A 19,511-nucleotide genomic window follows, 5' to 3' on the forward strand; every position below is an offset into this window, starting at 1 on the left:
CCACTAGGCCGTCGGAGTCTCTTCCGGGCGGACGCCCACGGCACGCCGCCGTGCGGCGTCCTCGTCCGTCTCGGAGTCGTACGTGAGGAGCCTCGGCAGCGCCACGGCCAGCAGCGCGACCGAGGCGACACACGCCACACCGCCCGACCAGATCGCGGTCCTCGTCCCCGTCCAGCCCGCCATCGCGCCGGCCCTGACCTGGCCGAGCTGAGGGCCGACGCTGTACGAGAGGACCTCGATCCCGGCGAGCCTGCCCCGCAGCCCGTCGGGGATGGTCTGGTTCCAGATCGTGGAGCGCCCGAGCCCGCTCAGCATGTCGCCCGCGCCCGCGACCCCCAGGCAGCACAGCACCAGCCAGATGTTCCCGAACCATCCCGCCGCCGCGATCGCCAGGCCCCACACCGCGGCGCCGCCTACCACGAAGAGTCCGTGCCGACGCACCCGTGAGGTCCAGCCGCTGGTGAGCCCCAGCAGCAACGACCCCACGGACCCGGCCGCATACATCAGGCCCAGGGACCACTCCGCGTCCAGCTCGTCCGCCAGGAACGGGAAGATCGCGTTCGGGAAGGCGAAGAACATCGCGGCGAGGTCGATCGCGTACGTCCCCAGCAGCACCGGACGGCTCCAGGCGTACCGCGCACCCTCGGCGATCCCACGCAGCGACGGCTTCTCGGCGTCACGGGCGGGCGGCGCCGACGACAGCCTCAGGCAGAACAGCACCGAGACGCCGAACGTGACGACGGTGACGCCGTACGCGGTGGCGTGCCCCGCGTAGGCCACCACCACGCCGGCCAGCGAGGGGCCCACGATCGCACCGACCTGCCAGCGCAGGGAGTTCAGCGCGGCGGCGGCGGTCTGCTGGCCGTGCGGGACGATCCTGGCCATCAGCGAGTCCAGCGCGGGCCGCTGCAGCCCCGCCAGCGCGGAGACCCCGCCGGCCACCAGGTACAGCGGCCAGAGCGCGGGCTCGGGTGCGAGGGCGTTCGCCAGCAGTACGACGGCCAGCAGGCCGAGCCCGGCCTCCGTGGCGAGGATGACCTTGCGCCGGTCGGACGAGTCGGCGAGCGCCCCTCCGTACAGCCCGAAGACCACCAGGGGTACGAGCTCCACGGCGCCCATCGCCCCGACGGCGAGCGGCGACCCCGTGAGGTCCTTGATCTGGAGCGGCAGCGCGATCAGGGCCATGAAACTGCCGAAGTAGGTGATCAGCCCCTGGATCCACAGCAGCCGGAAGTCGGCGGAGGAGCGCCAGGGTGAGAGATCGGGCAGCAGACGAGAGGTCACGGGGGGTCATGTTCTGCCGCCCCCGGTCCTCCCGGCAACCGAATTCACCCCGGCCGGGCCCCTCACCAGCGGGCCGGGGGTGGGGCCGTCAGCTGGTCGGCCAGGCGGGAGAGACGGTCGCGGAACGTGCGGCGGCCCCGGGGGGACGGGGCGCCGTTCTCTCCGGCGGCCGCGCTGACCAGGTGCTGGACCGTGTCCAGGTCGACGTCGTCGCCGTCGGAGACCGTCAGCGCCTCATGGGCGAGGCCCCGCACCTCCGGGTCGCCGCCGTCCAGCGCGAGCACCGTCGCCCCCGCGCGGCGCGCGTCGTGCACCCGCTCCAGCAGGCCGCCGTCCGGCTGCTCGGGCGCCACCACGAGCAGCGTCTCGCCGCGCCCGGCCGTCTCGATCCGGCCCAGACCGACGGCCAGGTGCACCGGGTCGTCCGGCTCCACCCGGTGGCGTACGAGCGTGGGCCTCAGCTGCGGCAGACCCGACCATGTGGACTCGTCCACCAGGTGCGCGGCCATGTGCCACGGCTCGTAGACCTCGGTTCCCACCAGCAGCAGCCCGCCGCCCTGCGGCACGACCGACGCCCGCAGGGTCCGGGCGAACCCCCGGGCCGCCGCCGGCCACTCCGTCCCGGCGAGCACCTCACGCAGCAACGCGACACGTACGGCATCCATGGCCCGGCATCATGCCGCTCTCCCGGCCCCTCGGCGCCCCGATCGCCTGCGATCCACCCGAACGGGAACTCCCGCCGTGATGCGCGTCGCACAGCGACGAGCCGAGGGTCCCGCCTCGCTACCTGGCAGTAGGGTCGGCGCCATGACTACGAATGACGCCGGCAGCGCCCCCAAGCCCCCCGCCAAGGACCCCTGGGACCTCCCCGATGTGTCAGGCCTGACCGTGGGAGTACTCGGCGGGACCGGCCCCCAGGGCCGCGGCCTCGCCTACCGCTTCGCCCGCGCCGGGCAGAAGGTCGTCATCGGCTCCCGGGCCGCCGACCGGGCCGAGGCCGCCGCCGCGGAGCTGGGCCATGGCGTCGAGGGCGCGGACAACGCGGAGTGCGCGCGCCGCAGCGACATCGTGATCGTCGCCGTGCCGTGGGACGGCCACGCCAAGACACTGGAGTCCCTGCGGGAGGAGCTCGCCGGGAAGCTCGTCGTCGACTGCGTCAACCCGCTCGGTTTCGACAAGAAGGGCGCCTACGCCCTGAAGCCCGAGGAGGGCAGCGCCGCCGAGCAGGCCGCCGCCCTGCTGCCCGGCTCCCGGGTCACCGCCGCCTTCCACCACCTGTCGGCGGTGCTCCTCCAGGACGAGACGATCGAGGAGATCGACACCGATGTGCTGGTGCTGGGGGAGGCGCGCGCCGACACCGACACCGTGCAGGCGCTCGCGGGCCGCATCCCCGGCATGCGCGGCATCTTCGCCGGCCGGCTGCGCAACGCGCACCAGGTCGAGTCGCTGGTGGCGAACCTGATCTCCGTCAACCGCCGCTACAAGGCACACGCGGGGCTGCGCACCACCGACGTGTGAGCCCGTGACCGGAGCAGAACCGGGCATGAGGGACACTGGACGGGACCGCGCACCATCCCCGGACAGGAGCACCAGCCCTCATGCCCCGCCTCGCTCTCTACGCCAGCATCGTCTGTGTCCTCGCCGTCGCCGCGGCCGTGGTCTCCTTCGTCCAGGGCAGCATCCTGATCGGCGTCGTATGGGTGCTGCTGGCCGGCCTCTCGTCGAACATGGCGTGGTTCTACCTGCGCAGGCACAAGGCGGAATCCGAAGCCGTCGCCCGCTAGCGGATCAGCGCGCAGCCCGGGTCCTGGTCACCGAACCACTCCTGCCAGAAGCGGTAGGTGTCGAGCCCGCAGTAGGTCTCGACCTCGCTGACGCCCAGCCCCCGCAGCAGCGCGTCCACGGCGTCGAAGAAGAATCCGTTGACCTCCGGGATCCACAGGAGCGCGAAGACGGCGATCAGGCCGAAGGGCGCGAACGGCTCCACCTGACGCCGGATCCCGTACGACAGCCAGGGCTCGATCACGCCGTAGCCGTCGAGGCCCGGGACCGGCAGGAAGTTCAGGATCGCCGCTGTCACCTGGAGGAGCGCGAGGAACGCCAGCGCGAGCCGGAAGGACAGCGGAACACCGTCCAGGGCGCCCAGCCAGAACGGCGCCGTGCAGACGATGGCGAACAGGACGTTCGTCAGGGGGCCGGCCGCCGAGATCAGGCTGTGCTTCCAGCGCCCGCTGATGCGGCCCCGCTCGATGTAGACGGCCCCGCCAGGCAGGCCGATGCCGCCCATGATCACGAACAGCACGGGCAGCACGATGCTCAGCAGGGCATGGGTGTACTTGAGCGGGTTGAGCGTCAGATAGCCCTTCGCCCCGATCGAGATGTCGCCGCTGTGCAGCGCGGTGCGCGCGTGCGCGTACTCGTGGAGGCAGAGAGAGACGATCCAGGCCGCGGTGACGAAGAGGAAGACCGCGAAGCCGGTCTGCTCCGCGAAGCCCGTCCACACCGCCCAGCCCGACACGGCCATGACGGCGACGATCCCGAGGAAGATCGGGCTGACCCGCCGGTCGCTGGGTCGGCGGAACGCGGTGGTCATCGGCGGCACTCCTGGGGCTGGACGGCGGCTGGAGCCCCCGAGAGTACGGGTGACACCGCGAGAACGTCTCACGGGTGGGTGGCAGTTCCCCGGAGGGCGGAGCCTTCACGGACAATGGGCGCGTGCACTACGGCATCCTCGGTACCACCCGCGCTCTCCGCTCCGACGGCACTCCCGTCACCCTCGGCGGGGCGCGGCTGCGCGCCCTGCTCACCGTGCTCGCCCTCACCCCCGGCCGGGCGGTCCCGGCCGGGGTGCTCGTCGACGAGGTCTGGGACGGCGATCCGCCCGCCGACGCCCCCGGCGCCCTTCAGGCACTCGTGGGCCGGCTCCGGCGGACGCTGGGCCGGGACACGGTCGAATCGGCGGCGAACGGCTACCGCCTCGCCGCCGATCCGGACGCCGTCGACCTGCACCGCTTCGAGCGGCTCACGGCCGAGGGGGCCCGGGCGCTGCAGGACGGCGACCCGGTGAAGGCCGCCACCGTCCTCGACGAGGCGCTAGCCCTGTGGCGCGGGCCCGCCCTCGCCGACCTGCCGGACCGCGCCGTGGCGGCGGCCCGCTGGGAGGCCAGGCGGCTGGACGCGCGCCGGACCCGCGTCGAGGCCGTCCTCGCGCAGGGCCGTGCCGACGAGACCCTGCCAGAACTCGCCGGGCTCTGCGCCGACCACCCGCTGGACGAGCCGTTGCAGGCCCTCCGGATCAGGGCGCTGAGGGACGCCGGACGCACCGCGCAGGCGCTCTCGGCGTACGACGAGGTGCGCACCCTCTTCGCCGACCGGCTCGGCACGGACCCGGGCCCCGCACTGCGCGCCCTCTACGACGGGCTGTTGCACCAGGACCCGCCCGCCCCGGCGCGCGCTCCCGCCGCCCCCCTCGCCCCGCGACCGGGCAATCTGCGGGCCAGGCTCACGAGCTTCGTGGGGCGTGACGCGGACATCGCCGACCTGCGCGAGGACCTGACCCGGGCCCGGCTGGTCACCCTCCTGGGCCCCGGCGGCGCGGGCAAGACCAGGCTGTCCCAGGAGGCCGCCGAGTCCGTCGACGACCCCGACGCCTGGCCGGACGGCGTCTGGCTGGCCGAGCTCGCGCCGGTCGACGACCCCGAAGCGGTGCCGGAGGCCGTCCTCACCGCGCTCGGCGGCCGCGAGACCGTGCTGCGCGGGGCCGGCTCCGAGGAGCTCCGCGCCGCCGAGCGCGGCGCGGGCGAACCGCTCGCCCGGCTCACCGATCACTGCTCCGGGCGGAGCATGCTGCTGCTCCTGGACAACTGCGAGCACCTCATCGGGGCAGCCGCGGCCCTCGCCGACCATCTGCTGGCCCACTGCCCGGGGCTCACCGTCCTCGCGACCAGCCGCGAACCCCTCGGCGTACCTGGCGAGTTCGTCCGCCCGGTCGACCCGCTGCCCGACCCGATGGCGCTGCGCCTGCTCGCCGAGCGGGGCGCCGCCGCGCTGTCCGGCTTCCGGGTCGACGCGGACGAGCGGACGGCGGCGGCCTGCGCCGAGATCTGCCACCGCCTCGACGGGCTCCCGCTCGCGATCGAACTCGCCGCCGCCCGGCTGCGCATGCTCACCCCGCGTCAGATCGCCGACCGCCTCGACGACCGCTTCCGTCTGCTGACCAGCGGCAGCCGCACCGTGCTGCCGCGCCAGCAGACCCTGCGGGCCGTCGTCGACTGGTCCTGGGACCTCCTGGACCAGGACGAACGCACCTCCCTGCGCCGGCTGTCGGTCTTCTCCGGCGGCTGCACACTCGCCGCCGCCGAGGCCGTCTGCGCGGACCGGCCGGGGGACGACGTCGCCGGGGTGCTCGGCTCGCTCGTCGACAAGTCCCTCGTCGTCGCCGCCCCCGCCGCGGACGGCCGGATGCGCTACCGCCTGCTGGAGACCGTCGGTGAGTACGCCGCCGAGCGGCTCGACGAGGCGGGGGAGCGGGACGCCGTCGAACGCCGGCACCTCGTGTTCTTCCGGGAGCTGGCCCGTACGACCGACCCCGAACTCCGGGGCGCGGGACAGCTCGCCGCCCTCGAACTGCTCCAGCGCGACTACGAGAATCTGCGCACCGCCCTGCGGCGCGCCATCGCCGCCCGCGACGAGCAGGAATCGTTCTGCATGGTGCTCTCGCTCGCCTGGTACTGGCAGATGCGCGATCTGCGCAGCGACGCTCTGCAGTGGGCCGAGGCCGCCGCCGAGCTGGGCCCCGACCCGTTCGCCGGGCCCGCCCGCCCCGCGCCCTCCCTCCACGAGCGCTGCACCGACGCGCCCCCGCCGATGGGCCCCGAGCTGCTGGAGGAGGCGCGGCGTCAGGTGGCGCTGGTCCAGCTCGCCGGCATGGACGACGCGATGGACGCCTGGATGAACGCGAGAGGCATGGAGCGCCTGCGCGTCATCGCCGCCACCTACCGGCCCGGGCAGCCGCAGACCTGCCGCAGTCCGGGTTCGCTCTGGTTCTTCGCCGTCATGTTCACCGGGGACATCTCGGATCTGCGCGTGCTGCTGAACGAGAGGGTCCGCGCGTCCCGGGAGTTCGGATACGAGTGGGAGCTGGCCTCCGCGCTCCAGGTGCGGGCCAACATGCTGGCCAACCGCCCCGACTGGGCGGGCGAGGCGCATGCGGACGCCGACGAGAGCCTGGACATCTTCGGCCGTCTCGGCGACGACTGGGGCGCGGCGGAGGCGCTCTCCTCACGCGGCGAGGCCAACGAGAAGACGGGCGACTTCGCGCGGGCGGCCGAGGACTACCAGGCCGCGATCGGTTACGCGGAGAAGCTCGGTGCCAGGTCCCAGGTGCTGGTGCTCCGCACCCGGTACGCCGCCGCGCTGGTGGAGCTCGGCCGCGGCCCGGAGGCCGAGGTGATCTTCCGGGACGTGCTCGTCGAGGGGCGGCACGCGGGCCACGAGGGGACGGCGTTCGCCCGGTTCTTCCTGGCCATGTTGCTGGGGGCGGACGGGCGCACCGCCGAGGCCCGTGAACAACTCGTCACGCTGCAAGGGGAGTTCGACGTGGCGTCCTCGGTGGAGTTCTTCCAGGCGTTCGTGCTGGGCGGCATGGCCTGGCTGGACAGCCAGGAGGGGCTGTACGCGGACGCCCTGGCCCGGAGCCGGGAGGCGCTGGCGCGGTCCGACGACCGGTTGTCGCAGATGGTGGCGCCGCAGATGAACGTGCACTACCTGGTCACCGTGGCGCGGGCGCTGGGCGGGCTCGGCGGAGAGCGCCGGGCCGTCACCGCGGCGCGGCTGCTGGCCGCCGGAAGGGGGCTGCTGCCGACAGGGCACGTGCCGACGTCGATGGAGCGGGACAACTGCACCGCGGCCGAGGAAGTGGTCCGCGGTGTTCTCGGGGACGCCGCCTACGAGACGGCGTACGCCGAGGGCGTCGGCCTCTCCCTGGAGGAGGCCAACGCCCTCGTCGACGCGTCCGCGGACTGAGTGGGGGTCAGGACTTCTTGCGGAACTTCGACACCGCGAGCGGGGCCATCACCGCGGTGATGACCACGGTCCAGCCGAGCGTCAGCCAGACCGAGTTGCCGAGTGGGCCGCCCATCATCAGTCCGCGCGCGGAGTCCGCCAGGTTGGACAGCGGGTTGTAGTCGGTGAACGCCTGGAGCCAGCCGGGCATCGTCTGCGTCGGGGCGAAGATGGAGGAACCGAACTGGAGCGGCATCATCACGAGCATCCCCATTCCCTGGACGGCCTGGGCCGTCTTCATGCTCAGTCCGAGCAGGATGAAGATCCACATGATGGCGGCGCCGAACGCGGCCGCCAGAGCGATCGCCCCGATCAGCCCGAGCACCGATCCCTGGAGCTCCATGCCGAGCGCGAAGCCCATGCCCAGCAGGATCAGCGTCGCGACCGTCATCCGGCCGAGCTCGACCACGATCTTGGCGATGAGCACCGAGGAGCGGGCGATCGGCATCGTGCGGAACCGGTCCATGACCCCCTTGCGGAAGTCGTCGTTGACTCCCGAACCGACCGCCATGGCGATGTTCATGCCCATCATCGCCATCAGGCCGGGGATCAGGTAGTTCAGATAGTCCTGCCGGTCACCGCCGAGGCTGCTGCCGACGGAGCCGCCGAAGACGTACACGAAGAGCAGCACGAAGATGACCGGCATCAGGAGCGCGTCGAACATCGACTCCGGATCCTTCTTGATCTGGAGCAGGTTGCGCCGCACCAGCGCCCCGATGTGGCGCAGGTTGTTCCGCAGCCCGATCCGGCCCTCGTCGTGGAGCTTCCCGGCCGGTGCGGACGCGGCCGCGTCGGTGGGGGTGGGCGTCAGTGTCGTCGTGCTCATGCCGCGACCTCCTGGGGAATCGTGTCGGTGACGGTGGCCTTGTCGCCCGTGATGGCGAGGAACACCTCGTCCAGGCTGGGCAGCGCGGTGGCGACATGGGCGAGTGAGAAGCCCCGGGTGCCGAGCAGGCCGATCACGGCCGTCAGCTGCTCGTCGCTGAGGATCGGTACGTAGAGCAGTCCCTCGTCCGGGACCGCCTGGGCGCCGGCGACGCCGTCGAGACCGGTCTCGCGCAGCGCCTGCGCCATCGCGGCCAGTTCGGCGGGGTCGGAGGGCCGGATCTGCAGGGTGCGGCCGCCGACCTTGGCCTTGAGCTCGTCGACACCGCCCCGGGCGATGATCTTTCCGTGGTCGATGACGGTGAGCTCACTGGCGAGCTGTTCGGCCTCTTCCATGTACTGGGTGGTGAGCAGCACGGTCGCTCCCTCCGCGACCATCCGCTGCACCTCGTCCCAGACCTCGTTGCGCGTACGGGGGTCGAGCCCCGTGGTCGGCTCGTCCAGGTAGAGCACGGCCGGGCTGCCGATCATGGAGGCGGCCAGGTCGAGCCGGCGCCGCATGCCGCCGGAGTAGTCCATGGCGGCCTTCTTCGCCGCGTCGGTGAGGGAGAAGCGCTCCAGCAGCTCGTCGGCGCGGGACCTGGCCTTCTTGCGCGGCAGGTCGAGCAGCCGCCCGATCATGTAGAGGTTCTCCCAGCCGGAGAGCTTCTCGTCGACCGAGGCGTACTGCCCGGTCAGGCCTATGGTGCGGCGCAGCTGCCGGGGCTGCTTCACCACGTCGTAGCCCGCCACCACCGCGTGCCCCGCGTCGGGCAGGATCAGGGTGGACAGGCAGCGTACGAGGGTGGTCTTTCCGGCGCCGTTGGGGCCGAGCACGCCGAGGACGGTGCCCTCGCGTACGTCGAGGTCCACACCGTCCAGCGCCTTGGTCTCGCCGTAGTGCTTGACCAGCCCCCGCACCTCGACGGCGTTCCTGCCGTCCCTGAGGTTCTTGTCGTTTCGCGTCATGGACACCATCAGACCAGCCGTCACCGACAAGTCACCGACATGTCGCTGACAGCGGGCCGACAGCAGGCGACAGCCCGCCGATGGGGGAAGTCGGCGGGCTGTCGGTGGTGCGGCAGTGGTCGTGAGAGCGTCAGTGGAAGGTGTGCTCCGCCGCCGGGAACGTGCCGCCGACGACCTCTTCGGCGTACTCCCTGGCGGCGTCGGCCATCACCTGACGCAGGTTCGCGTACTGCTTGGTGAAGCGCGGGACCTTGCCGCCGGTCAGGCCGACCATGTCGGTGTAGACCAGCACCTGCGCGTCCGTGTCGGGCCCGGCGCCGATGCCGACGGTCGGGATGTGCAGGGTGCGGGTCACCTCGGCGGCCAGCTCGGCCGGGACGAGCTCCAGCACGACGGCGAACGCGCCCGCGTCCTGCACCGCCTTCGCGTCACGCAGCAGCTGCTGCGCCGCTTCCTCGCCGCGGCCCTGGACGCGGTAGCCCATCGCGTTGACGGACTGCGGGGTCAGGCCGATGTGGCCCATGACCGGGATCCCGGCCTCGACCAGGAGCCGGATCTGCTCGTGGGAGCGCTCGCCGCCCTCCAGCTTGACCGCGCCGACACCGGCGTCCTTGATCAGCCTGGTGGCGTTGCGAAGGGCCTGTACCGGCCCCTCCTGGTACGCCCCGAAGGGCAGGTCGGCCACGATGAGGGCGCGCTTGGTGCCCCGCACGACGGCGGCCGAGAGCATGGTCATCTCGTCCATGGTGACGGGCACGGTGGTCTCGTAGCCGAGGTGACAGTTGCCCATGGAGTCGCCGACGAGCATGACCGGGATGCCGGCCTCGTCGAAGACGGACGCGGTCATCGCGTCGTAGGCGGTGAGCATCGGCCACTTCTCGCCGCGCTCACTGGCGGCGGTGATGTCGTGGACGGTGATGCGGCGCGTGCTCTTCCCCCCGTACAGGGCCTTACCGGCACCGGGAGTGGGGCCCGCGGGAGGTGTGGCGGACTGGTTCTGCGCAGCCTGAAGCGACATGGCCAACGGCTCCTTCGTCATCTCGAGGCGCCCTGACGGCGTCCCCGGATCCCTTCCATGGTGGCATCCCGGAAGCGTTCCCGGGAAGTGGGCCCACCGCGCCCGGTGAACGGTGTCCGGCAACCGGGTAAAGTCTTTCCAATACGAGACGGTCTCGTATTGTAAGTCGTTTAGAGTCTGGGCCATGTCCATACCGTCCAGCGCCCCTGCCGCCACGCCCCGTGTCCCGGAGGCGGTCCACCGCCGCCGCTGGCTCATCCTCGGCGTCCTCATGTTCAGCCTGCTCATCGTCGTTCTGGACAACTCGATCCTGAACGTCGCGGTCAAGACGATCGCCAGCCCCGCGCCGACCGGGATCGGCGCCACCCAGAGCGAGCTCGAGTGGGCGATCAACTCCTACACGCTCGTCTTCGCCGGTCTGCTCTTCACCGCCGGCCTGCTGGGCGACCGCATCGGCCGCAAGAAGGTCCTGCTGGCCGGGATCCTGGTCTTCGGCATCGGCTCGGCCCTGGCCGCACTCTCCTCCTCGCCCGGCGAACTCATCACCTGGCGCGCCCTGATGGGCTTCGGCGCGGCGTTCGTGATGCCCGCCACCCTCGCCGTCCTGATGAACGTCTTCGAGCGTGACGAGCAGCCCAAGGCCATCGGCATCTGGGCCGGCAGCGTCGGCCTCGGCATCGCGATCGGCCCGATCACCGGCGGGGCGCTCCTGGAGCACTTCTGGTGGGGCTCGATCTTCCTGGTCAACGTGCCCGTCGTGATCGTCGCGCTCGTCGCCATGGCCGTCCTCGTGCCCGATTCCAAGGATCCCGCCCCCGGCCGCGTCGACCCGCTCGGGGTCGTCCTGTCCATCGTCGGCCTGGTCCTGCTGGTCTACGGCATCATCCGCGGCGGCGAACTCGCCTCCTTCACCGACGTCACCGTCCTCGCACCGCTGATCGGCGGTCTGCTGGTCCTGGCGGGCTTCGTCCTGCACGAGAAGCGCAGCACCCACCCGTCGATCGACATCTCCTACTTCCGCGAGCCCGCCTTCTCCGCCGCGGTCGCCGCCATCGCGCTGGTCTTCTTCGCGCTGATGGGCGTCACCTTCTTCTCCGCCTTCTACCTGCAGAGCGTGCGCGGCTACACCGCGCTGGAGTCCGGACTGCTGATCCTGCCGCTCGCCGCCGCGCAGATGGTCTTCGCGCCGCGTGCCCGGCTGGTCGTCGACCGGTTCGGGGCGCGGGCGGTCTGCACCGTCGGCATGCTCCTCGTCGCGGCCGGTCTCGCGGCCTTCGCCCTGTTCGACGCGGAAACCCCGCTCTGGGTCCTCTGCCTGGTCTTCTTCGTCCAGGGCACCGGCATGGCCCACATCATGCCGCCGGTCACCGTCGCCGTGATGCAGGCACTGCCCCGCGAGCGGGCGGGCTCGGGCTCCGCCATCAACAACACGTTCCGCCAGGTCGGCGGGGCGCTCGGCGTCGCGGTGCTCGGCTCGGTGCTCTCCACGGTCTACCGGGGTGACATCGAGGGGCACCTCGACGGCGTGCCCGCCGCCGCGCGGGACGTCGCGGGCGAGTCCATCGAGGCGACCCTCGGCGTCGCGCAGAAGCTGGGCCCGGCCGGGAAGCCGCTGATCGCCGCGGCGAACGACGCGTTCATCGGGGCGATGCACGTCACCGCGCTCGGCTCGGCGGCGGTCGCCCTGATCGGCGCGGCGGTGGTGGCCGCCTTCCTGCCCGGCCGGCAGGCCGCGCAGCCGAAGCCGCACCCGGCCGGCCCCGGCCGGACGCCCGAGGCCACCGAGGTTCCGGCGCGCCGGTCCTGATCCCGCCGTTCCGGCCGGCGGAGTCGCACTGCCCCCGGCCGGTCGGAGAGAATCGGGACGTACGGCGAAGAGCGAACGGCGGACGGCGCAGCGAGAGGCGGCCCACGTGCGGCAGGCGGCACACAACCCGGCGCAGGACCCGGCCGAGGGACCGGTGGGCCCGCCCTGCCAGGACGCGGAGCCGCGCCGGGGCCGCCCCCGCAGTGCGGCCGTGGAGCGGGCGATCCTCGACGCCGTCCTGCAGCTGCTGGAGACGGGGGAGACCCTGGACGGGCTGTCCATCGAGCGCATCGCCCGTACCGCCGGGGTCGGCAAGGCCACCATCTACCGCCGCTGGAGCGGCAAGGAGGAGCTCTTCGTCGACGTCCTGCGCGACATCGAGCCCGCCGACCCCGCCGTCTCCGGCACCGCCGGACTGGACGATCTGCGCATCATGCTGGAGTCCATGCGTACGCGCAGTCTCGCCCAGCGCACCTCCACCCTCCTGCACAACGTGTTCGTGCAGATGAAGAAGCACCCGAGGCTCTGGACCGAGTACCAGACCACCGTCCTCGGCCCGCGACGCGCCGCCATGCTGGCCGCCGTGCAGCGGGCGGTGGACGCGGGGGAGCTCCGCGGCGACCTCGATGTGGAGCTCATGAACGACCTCTTCCTGGGGCCCATGCTCGTCCGCACCGTCCACCGCCCCGAGGCGCCCCTGCCGGAGGACCTTGTCGACCGCATCATCTCGGCCCTCCTCCAGGGCCTGGCGCCGCGCTCACCGAAGGCGCAGGTCACAGCCGTGGAACCGACGGCCGCCCCTGTGTGAGGGTTCTGTCACAAGCCGCGCATTTGTCATCATGGCCGGAACTCGCCGGTCCGGATCTCTCGTCCTGATGGCAGTACGGCCGTCGTCGACGGCGATAACCGCGTCGCTCATCGCCTAGGGTCGGGAGGCGCGGTGATGTGTACGGCAAGGCAGTGAGGACGAGCGCAATGGTGCAGGCGTACAGGGCGGACACCGAAGAAGCCGGCGCGGGTTCGCGGCCGGGCTCCCGGCTCCGGGCCCTGCGTCACAGACTGGCCTCCGACCGGGGCATCTGGCGGCGCGGCATCATCCTGGCGCTCTGCTCGGTGTTCCTGACCGTCGTGATGGTCTTCCACGCCGAGATCCCGAACACCGTCGGCAACACGGGCAGCCTCATCGAGACGTTCCTGCCCTGGCTCGGCGTGTTCGTTCCGCTGCTGCTCATTCTCGGTCTCGTCAGGCGTTCGGCGACGGCGGTGATCGCCCTCGTCCTGCCCGTCGCGGTCTGGCTCAACCTCTTCGGCGGTCTGCTCTTCGACGACAAGTCGGGCGCAGGCGGGGACCTCACCGTCGCCACGCACAACGTCAACGCGGGCAACCCCGACCCCGCTGGCACCGCCCAGCAGGTCGCCGGCTCCGGCGCGGACATCGTGGCCCTGCAGGAGCTGCCGGGCGGCAAGGTGGCGGCGTACGAGGACGCGCTCGCCGACCGCTATCCGCACCACTCCGTCCAGGGAACGGTCGGCCTGTGGAGCAAGTACCCCGTCACGGACTCCAGCCCGGTCAACATCAAGCTGGGCTGGACCCGCGCGATGCGTGCCACGGTCACGACCCCCGAGGGCCCGGTCAAGGTGTACGTCGCCCATCTCCCGTCCGTACGGGTCAAACTGAACGCGGGCTTCACCGCCAACCAGCGGGACGACAGCGCGGACGCGCTGGGCGAGGCCATCGCCGACGAACCGGTGGAGCGGGTGGTCCTGCTCGGCGACCTGAACGGCACGATGAACGACCGCTCGCTGCACGCCGTCACCTCCCAGATGCGCTCCACCCAGGGCGCGGCGGGCGACGGGTTCGGCTTCAGCTGGCCCGCCGCGTTCCCGATGGCGCGGATCGACCAGATCATGGTCCGGGGCGTCGAACCCCTCGCCTCCTGGACCCTCCCCGCCACGGACAGCGACCACCTCCCGATCGCGGCCCGCGTGCAGTTGTGAGCGCCGCCTCCGACGGACGCGGTACGCTCCCACCCATGTCCAGCCCCGAGTCCGACAGACTCCGGCCGCCGGTCCGCCGGTGGCCCCGTCCGTGACGCCGTAAGCCCTGCGACCCAGTGGTCACCGGGCTTCGCCCCGTCGCGTCGTCGACCACCGCCGGATCGTCCGCGGCGGTGTGGGCCGGCTCTCATGTCCCGTAGGAACACCGGACATTCCACCGTGTCGCCGTCCTCGCGCCTGAGCGCGTGACGACGGGCGCGGCCCGCATCCCCCTGCACACCGCTCGTTCCTCCGACGGTTCCGTACAAGGGGTTCCCTTCTCATGCCATTCGCTGTCTACGTCCTCGGGCTGGCGGTCTTCGCCCAGGGCACCTCGGAGTTCATGCTCTCCGGCCTGCTCTCGGGCATCGCCGGTGACCTGCACGTCTCGCTCGGCGCCGCCGGGCTGCTGACCTCGGCCTTCGCGGTCGGGATGGTGGTCGGCGCGCCGCTCACCGCGCTCGCCGGCCGGGGCTGGCCCCGGCGCCGGGCCCTGCTCTTCTTCCTCGGCGTCTTCGTCGCCACCCATGTCGTCGGCGCGCTGACCTCCAGTTACGGGGTGCTGCTCGCCACCCGGGTCGCGGGGGCGCTGGCCAATGCCGGTTTCTGGGCGGTGGCTCTCGTCACCGCACTGGCCATGGCCGGCCCGCACCGGCGGGCGCGGGCCACCGCCGTGGTCGTGGGCGGGGTCACCGTCGCGTGCGTGGTGGGTGTGCCGGCGGGGGCGGCGCTCGGTGAACTGTGGGGCTGGCGCTCGGCGTTCTGGGCCGTGGCCCTCGTCTCCGTACCGGCCGCCGGCGCGTTGCTGGCGGCCGTCCCGGGCGGCCGGCCCGACGACGCACCGCGGCAGGTGAGCGCGCGGAGCGAACTGCGCGCCCTGGCCCGGCCCCGGCTGCTGCTGACCCTGTTGGTGATGGCGCTCGTGCAGGGGGCGACCTTCTGCACCTTCTCCTACCTGGAGCCGCTGGTCACCCGGGTCACCGGCTTCGGCGCGGGCCGGGTGCCCGTGGTGCTCGCGCTGTTCGGCGTCGGCTCGTTCGCCGGTGTCACCCTGGCCGGGCGCCTGGCCGACGCCCGCCCGCACGCGGTCATCGGGCTCGGTATGACGGCTCTGGCCGCCGGCTGGGCAGCGCTGGCCCTGACCGCGGCCCACCCGGCGGCGGCCCTCACCCTCGTCCTGCTCCAGGGGGCGCTCGCCTTCGGTACGGGAACGACGCTGATCACCCGGGTCTTCCACCTGGCTCCCGACGCCCCGACGCTGGCCGGCTCCTTCGCCACGGCGGCCTTCAACGTGGGCGCCGCGGCCGGCCCCTGGCTGGGCGGCCTGGCCCTCGGCGCGGGCTTCGGCTTCCGCGCCCCGGTCTGGGTGAGCGCCCTGCTGATGTGCCTGGCGCTCGCGGGTGCGGGGGTGCTGTCGCTGTCGTCGGACGCCGTACGGGGAGCCCTCAGCGCCCGGAGGGGTCCAGCGCCGGAGCGATGACGGCGAAGGCCCGGTCGGTGAGAGCGGCCGGGTCCTCCGCTCCGTCGCCGTCGCACCAGCTCCGAAGCACCGTGTTGAAGGCGACCAGGGCCGTCCCGGCGGCCAGCTGTGCAGCCAGGCCGGCCTCCGCACCGGATCCCTCGCGCCGCGCCAACTCCGCCTCACCGGCGTCGGCCGGCCCGGCGACGGGCCGCCGGCTCTGGGAGCTGTCGGAGCGCCTGACGGACGTGCGGTACGCGTTCCCCGGCGGGGTGTGAGGGGCGGGATCTGCGGATGCCCGGCCGGCATGGGTGGCGGGCGGGTGGCGGCCGGCGCCGGTGAGTGACGCAGACATCACACCCCGACGCAACGGCATGTTCACGTCCGGGCATAAAACGTCTGAGAGACTTTGTTCCGACGGGGTACATAACCCGTCCCGGCAACGAAGCCGACGCTCCCGCACATACCGCCCGCCACCCGGCCGCCGCACGGCCCGCGTGGTCACCCTGCCCGAAAGGTCTTCTCCATGCCCCTGGCCCTGCTCGCCCTCGCTGTGAGCGCCTTCGGCATCGGCACCACCGAGTTCGTGATGATGGGGCTGCTGCCCAACGTCGCGGACGATCTGGGAACGTCCGTACCCACCGCCGGTTACCTCGTCTCGGCGTACGCGATCGGCGTCGTCCTCGGTGCCCCGCTGCTCACCGGTCTCGGCTCCAGGATCCCGCGTAAGCGGATGCTCCTCCTGCTGATGGCCGTCTTCACCGTAGGCAACCTCGCTTCCGCCTTCGCCCCCGACTTCGGCTGGCTGCTGGCCGGCCGGTTCCTGGCCGGGCTGCCGCACGGCGCCTTCTTCGGGGTCGGCGCGGTCGTCGCCGCACGCCTCGTGCCGGACGGGCGCCAGGCGCGCGCCGTCGCCACGATGTTCCTCGGCCTGACCGTGGCCAACATCGTCGGCGTGCCCGCCGCCACCCTGCTGGGACAGCACCTCGGCTGGCGTGCCACGTTCATGGTGGTCGCCGTGATCGGGCTGGCCGCGATGGCCGCCCTCGCCCGCCTCGTCCCGCAGATCCCCGTCGAGGCGCACCAGAACGTACGCCGTGAACTGAGCGCGCTCGGCAACCGGCAGGTCATCCTCGGCCTGCTCACCGCCGTCCTCGGCTTCGCGGGCGTCTTCGCCGTCTACTCCTACCTCTCGTCCATGACGACCGAGGCGATGGGCTTCGGCGAGTCCTCCGTGACGCTCGTCCTCGCCCTCTTCGGTATCGGGATGACCCTCGGCGCACTGGCGGCAGGGCCGCTGACCGACCGGGCGCTGCGTCCCACCCTCTACGGCTCGCTGGGCGCCCTGGCCGTCGTCCTCGTCGTGTTCCCCTTCACCGTGCACGTGCAGTGGGCCGCGCTGGTCATGGTGGTGCTGCTCGGCGGCGTCGGTTTCATGACGACCACACCGCTGCAGATGCTGGTGATGAACAAGGCGAAGGACGCCCCCACGCTCGCGTCCGCCTCCAACCACTCGGCCTTCAACCTCGCCAACGCGGGCGGCGCCTGGCTCGGCGGGGTCGCCATCGCGGCGGGCTGGGGCTGGACCTCTCCGGCCCTGGTCGGCGCGGTGCTGGCCGTGGCGGGTCTCGCCGTGGCGGTCACGGCGGGCTTCCTCGACCGGGCCCCGGGCACCTCGCGCGTGGTGGCGTCCGGCGCCCGCGCCGAGGCGCGCGAGTCGGTGGAGACGCACTCCTCCTGAGGGCTACGACGGTTCCGGGCCGGCGCGGGACACGCGCCGGCCGGAGCCCAGCCGGGCTGCCGTGACCAGCCCCGCGAGCCCTGTCAGCGCGAGCAGCAGCCGGACGTCCACCACGGCGACCAGCCCCGCGCCACCCGCCAGCGCCAGCGCGTTCGGCACCATCATCAGCGAGTTGGCAGCCGCGGCCGTGCGGCCCAGCACCGCGTCCGGGGTCTCCCGCTGCACCGCCGTCATCGCGGCGATCAGCACACAGGGCAGCCCGGCTCCGATCGCCGCGCTCGCCGCGAGGGCCACCGCGTCACCGCCCAGCGCCCGCGCGCCCACGCCCACCGCGAAGACCGCGATCCCCGCCCCCGCGAAGCCCCGCTCAGGCATCCGGCGCAGCAGGGGCCCGGCCAGCAGCCCGACGGCCACGGAGCCCGCGCCCTGGAAGGCGTACAGCACTCCGGCGTACGCCGGCGGACGGCCGAGCGTCTCGACGACGGCGTACACCGCCGCGCCGTTGAGCCCCGCCAGCAGCATCGTCAGCGCTCCGGCGTACACCAGCGGCCGGAGGGCCGCCGAGCCGCGCAGCAGCCGTATGCCCGCCGCCGTACCGCCCCGGCGTGCCCTCTTCCGGGCCGCCCCGGCCGGTTCCCGCACCCGCAGCCGCGCGAAGACCAGCGCCGCCAGGGCGAACGTCACCGCGTCCAGGACGACCACGGGGACCGCGCCGTACCGCGCGAACAGCCCGGCGCCCGCGAGAGGTGCCAGCAGCTTCATGCCCTCGTTCGCCGTCGTACGCAGCCCGTTGAAGTCGCCCAGCAGCCGGACGTCGACCGCCCGGGCCACCAGTGCGGCCTCCGCCGCGTCCAGGAGCACGCCGCTCGCGCCGTAGACGAGCAGGACCGCGAAGAGCGCACCGATCCGGTGGTCCGGGCCGACGAGGAGCAGCGAGGCCATCAACACCGCCATCGCCAGGTTCACCGTGACCAGCAGGAGCCTGCGGGGCACCAGGTCCGCCACCGCCCCGAGGGAGGGGCCCACGAGGACCGGTGCCCACATCGCGCACACCGTCAGGGCGGCCAGACTGTCCGACCCGGTGAGCGACTTGACCCAGATGCCCGCGGTCAGCCACATCGCCGACGTGCCGAACCCGGACACGAGCAGACCCGTGAGACAGAGCCGGGCCGTGCGATCCCGTACCACCGCGACCGATGCCACCGTCCACCCCCCCCGCACCCTGCTGACCCGCGCTCCCGGCCGGGGCGCGCTCCTGGCCATGCTGGTGACTGAGGTGGTGCGGCCGCATCGGGCAGATGCCTTAGGCATCACCGGTCGCCTTCGGTACACGACCGCAGCGCAACTGCAGCGGAACAGAGGCGGTTTCACGCCCCCAGACGTGCGTATTCTCCTGGTGAGGTCCACAAGCTGGCGACAGGAAGGCCGGGGGATGAGCGCAAACGGGGGCGGAGCGCCGTGGAATCCGTACGGGGGTGGACAGCCGGCGCGCCGGCTGACCTTCGGACGTCTCTTCAATCCGATCGCTGTGGGCCGCGCCGTGTTCACGCCGTCCCGGCCGGACCGTGTGCACGACCCGGCGGTGAAGAAGGCGCAGATCCTGCGGACGGTCCTCGGCATGGGTGCCATCGTGTGGATGCTGGTGTCCTACGGTCTGGCATCGGACGCCGACGCCGTGGTGGACGACCGCTTCGCCCAGATCCGCACCACCCTCATCGTGCTGGCGGTGACCTTCCCGGTCGCCGTCGCCGTATTCATCGCGGCGGCCCGCCCGCCCAACCGGGGCCTGTTCCTGCGCCGCGTGGCCAAGCCCGCCGGAGCGCTGCTCGCGCTGTTCGTCGCTCTCGCCGCGCCGAGACTGATCACCGGGCTGGGCCTCGTCACCGAGGAGACGGACTGGACGGCGTCGCCGGAGCGGGTCGTGCTGCTGTTCGCCCTGGGCGCCTGGCTGTTGTGGCTCGCCCCCTTCGTGCTCTACGGCATCGCGCAGTCGCTCGTGCACGTCTTCCGGACGGCGGACCTCCACGAGACGGTCCCCCCGCTGCTCGCGACGCTGCTCGTCTGGGAGGTCGCGCTCTTCGACATCTTCCAGGGCGCCTACGGGAGTGTGCCGTTCGCCGTGCGGCTGGCTCTCACCCTGGGAGGCCCGCTGTCCGTCACCGCCTTGGCGCTGTGGGAGCTGCGGCGGCTGCGCACGCGGCACGGCATCACCCTGCGGGGCGCCCTGCTCCGCTGAGCCGCCACGGAGGCCGCCCGCCCCGCACACCCT

General features: G+C 72.7%; 17 protein-coding genes. 9 read left to right on the forward strand and 8 right to left on the reverse strand.

What is annotated here, in order from left to right:
* Positions 1-3: 3 nt before the first annotated feature.
* Both ACIQM3_RS16230 and ACIQM3_RS16235 read right to left on the reverse strand, forming a co-directional pair.
* Positions 4-1,284: an MFS transporter gene (locus ACIQM3_RS16230; RefSeq protein WP_401624230.1), complete on the reverse strand. Its 1,281-nt coding sequence runs from the start codon at positions 1,282-1,284 to the stop codon at positions 4-6.
* A 62-nt stretch (positions 1,285-1,346) separates the two neighbouring features.
* On the reverse strand, positions 1,347-1,949 hold the full coding sequence (locus tag ACIQM3_RS16235; RefSeq protein WP_401624232.1) for a hypothetical protein: 603 nt from the start codon (positions 1,947-1,949) through the stop codon (positions 1,347-1,349).
* Between the two features lie 142 nt (positions 1,950-2,091).
* Here ACIQM3_RS16235 and npdG point away from each other — a divergent pair, with 142 nt between their 5' ends.
* Entirely contained in the window at positions 2,092-2,802 is a 711-nt protein-coding gene (gene npdG / locus ACIQM3_RS16240) for an NADPH-dependent F420 reductase (protein WP_401624234.1), read from the forward strand.
* A gap of 80 nt (positions 2,803-2,882) precedes the next feature.
* Positions 2,883-3,068, forward strand: a complete 186-nt coding sequence (locus ACIQM3_RS16245) for a hypothetical protein (RefSeq protein WP_401624236.1) — start codon at positions 2,883-2,885, stop codon at positions 3,066-3,068.
* Here ACIQM3_RS16245 and ACIQM3_RS16250 read toward each other — a convergent pair.
* Positions 3,065-3,877: a site-2 protease family protein gene (locus tag ACIQM3_RS16250; protein WP_401624238.1), complete on the reverse strand. Its 813-nt coding sequence runs from the start codon at positions 3,875-3,877 to the stop codon at positions 3,065-3,067. The genes ACIQM3_RS16245 and ACIQM3_RS16250 overlap by 4 nt on opposite strands.
* 122 nt (positions 3,878-3,999) lie before the next feature.
* Between ACIQM3_RS16250 and ACIQM3_RS16255 the strand changes: the two genes are divergently transcribed.
* A complete protein-coding gene (locus tag ACIQM3_RS16255; RefSeq protein WP_401624240.1) occupies positions 4,000-7,308 on the forward strand; it encodes a BTAD domain-containing putative transcriptional regulator in 3,309 nt (1,102 codons plus the stop codon).
* Positions 7,309-7,315: 7 nt separating this feature from the next.
* On the opposite strand, the gene ACIQM3_RS16260 is transcribed toward ACIQM3_RS16255, so the two are convergent.
* From ACIQM3_RS16260 to panB, 3 genes are all read right to left on the reverse strand, one after another.
* Positions 7,316-8,173 (reverse strand): ABC transporter permease, encoded by an 858-nt coding sequence (locus ACIQM3_RS16260; protein WP_401624242.1) that lies wholly within the window; start codon positions 8,171-8,173, stop codon positions 7,316-7,318.
* Positions 8,170-9,189: an ATP-binding cassette domain-containing protein gene (locus ACIQM3_RS16265; RefSeq protein ID WP_401624377.1), complete on the reverse strand. Its 1,020-nt coding sequence runs from the start codon at positions 9,187-9,189 to the stop codon at positions 8,170-8,172. Before ACIQM3_RS16265 ends, ACIQM3_RS16260 begins: the two co-directional genes overlap by 4 nt.
* A 121-nt stretch (positions 9,190-9,310) precedes the next feature.
* Complete coding sequence (gene panB / locus ACIQM3_RS16270; protein WP_401624244.1) at positions 9,311-10,198, reverse strand: 3-methyl-2-oxobutanoate hydroxymethyltransferase; 888 nt, start codon at positions 10,196-10,198, stop codon at positions 9,311-9,313.
* Positions 10,199-10,382: 184 nt separating this feature from the next.
* On the opposite strand from panB, the gene ACIQM3_RS16275 reads away from it, so the two are divergent.
* The 4 genes from ACIQM3_RS16275 to ACIQM3_RS16290 all read left to right on the forward strand — a co-directional run bounded on the left by ACIQM3_RS16275 (position 10,383) and on the right by ACIQM3_RS16290 (position 15,522).
* A complete protein-coding gene (locus ACIQM3_RS16275; protein ID WP_401624246.1) occupies positions 10,383-12,005 on the forward strand; it encodes a DHA2 family efflux MFS transporter permease subunit in 1,623 nt (540 codons plus the stop codon).
* Between the two features lie 106 nt (positions 12,006-12,111).
* On the forward strand, positions 12,112-12,813 hold the full coding sequence (locus tag ACIQM3_RS16280; RefSeq protein ID WP_401624248.1) for a TetR/AcrR family transcriptional regulator: 702 nt from the start codon (positions 12,112-12,114) through the stop codon (positions 12,811-12,813).
* Positions 12,814-12,980: 167 nt separating this feature from the next.
* Entirely contained in the window at positions 12,981-14,003 is a 1,023-nt protein-coding gene (locus ACIQM3_RS16285; protein WP_401624250.1) for an endonuclease/exonuclease/phosphatase family protein, read from the forward strand.
* Positions 14,004-14,325: 322 nt separating this feature from the next.
* A complete protein-coding gene (locus ACIQM3_RS16290; protein ID WP_401624252.1) occupies positions 14,326-15,522 on the forward strand; it encodes a Cmx/CmrA family chloramphenicol efflux MFS transporter in 1,197 nt (398 codons plus the stop codon).
* On the opposite strand, the gene ACIQM3_RS16295 is transcribed toward ACIQM3_RS16290, so the two are convergent.
* Positions 15,488-15,856 carry a hypothetical protein gene (locus ACIQM3_RS16295; RefSeq protein WP_401624254.1) on the reverse strand — a complete coding sequence of 123 codons (369 nt, stop codon included), beginning with the start codon at positions 15,854-15,856 and terminating at the stop codon, positions 15,488-15,490. The genes ACIQM3_RS16290 and ACIQM3_RS16295 overlap by 35 nt on opposite strands.
* A gap of 171 nt (positions 15,857-16,027) precedes the next feature.
* Here ACIQM3_RS16295 and ACIQM3_RS16300 point away from each other — a divergent pair, with 171 nt between their 5' ends.
* Complete coding sequence (locus tag ACIQM3_RS16300; protein WP_401624256.1) at positions 16,028-17,242, forward strand: MFS transporter; 1,215 nt, start codon at positions 16,028-16,030, stop codon at positions 17,240-17,242.
* Positions 17,243-17,245: 3 nt separating this feature from the next.
* On the opposite strand, the gene ACIQM3_RS16305 is transcribed toward ACIQM3_RS16300, so the two are convergent.
* Complete coding sequence (locus ACIQM3_RS16305) at positions 17,246-18,445, reverse strand: MFS transporter (protein ID WP_401624258.1); 1,200 nt, start codon at positions 18,443-18,445, stop codon at positions 17,246-17,248.
* A 229-nt stretch (positions 18,446-18,674) separates the two neighbouring features.
* On the opposite strand from ACIQM3_RS16305, the gene ACIQM3_RS16310 reads away from it, so the two are divergent.
* Positions 18,675-19,478, forward strand: coding sequence for a hypothetical protein (locus ACIQM3_RS16310; protein ID WP_401624260.1), 804 nt, complete (start codon positions 18,675-18,677; stop codon positions 19,476-19,478).
* Positions 19,479-19,511: the final 33 nt, after the last annotated feature.

It is taken from the genome of Streptomyces sp. NPDC091271 (genome assembly GCF_044757505.1).
Lineage (GTDB): Bacteria > Actinomycetota > Actinomycetes > Streptomycetales > Streptomycetaceae > Streptomyces.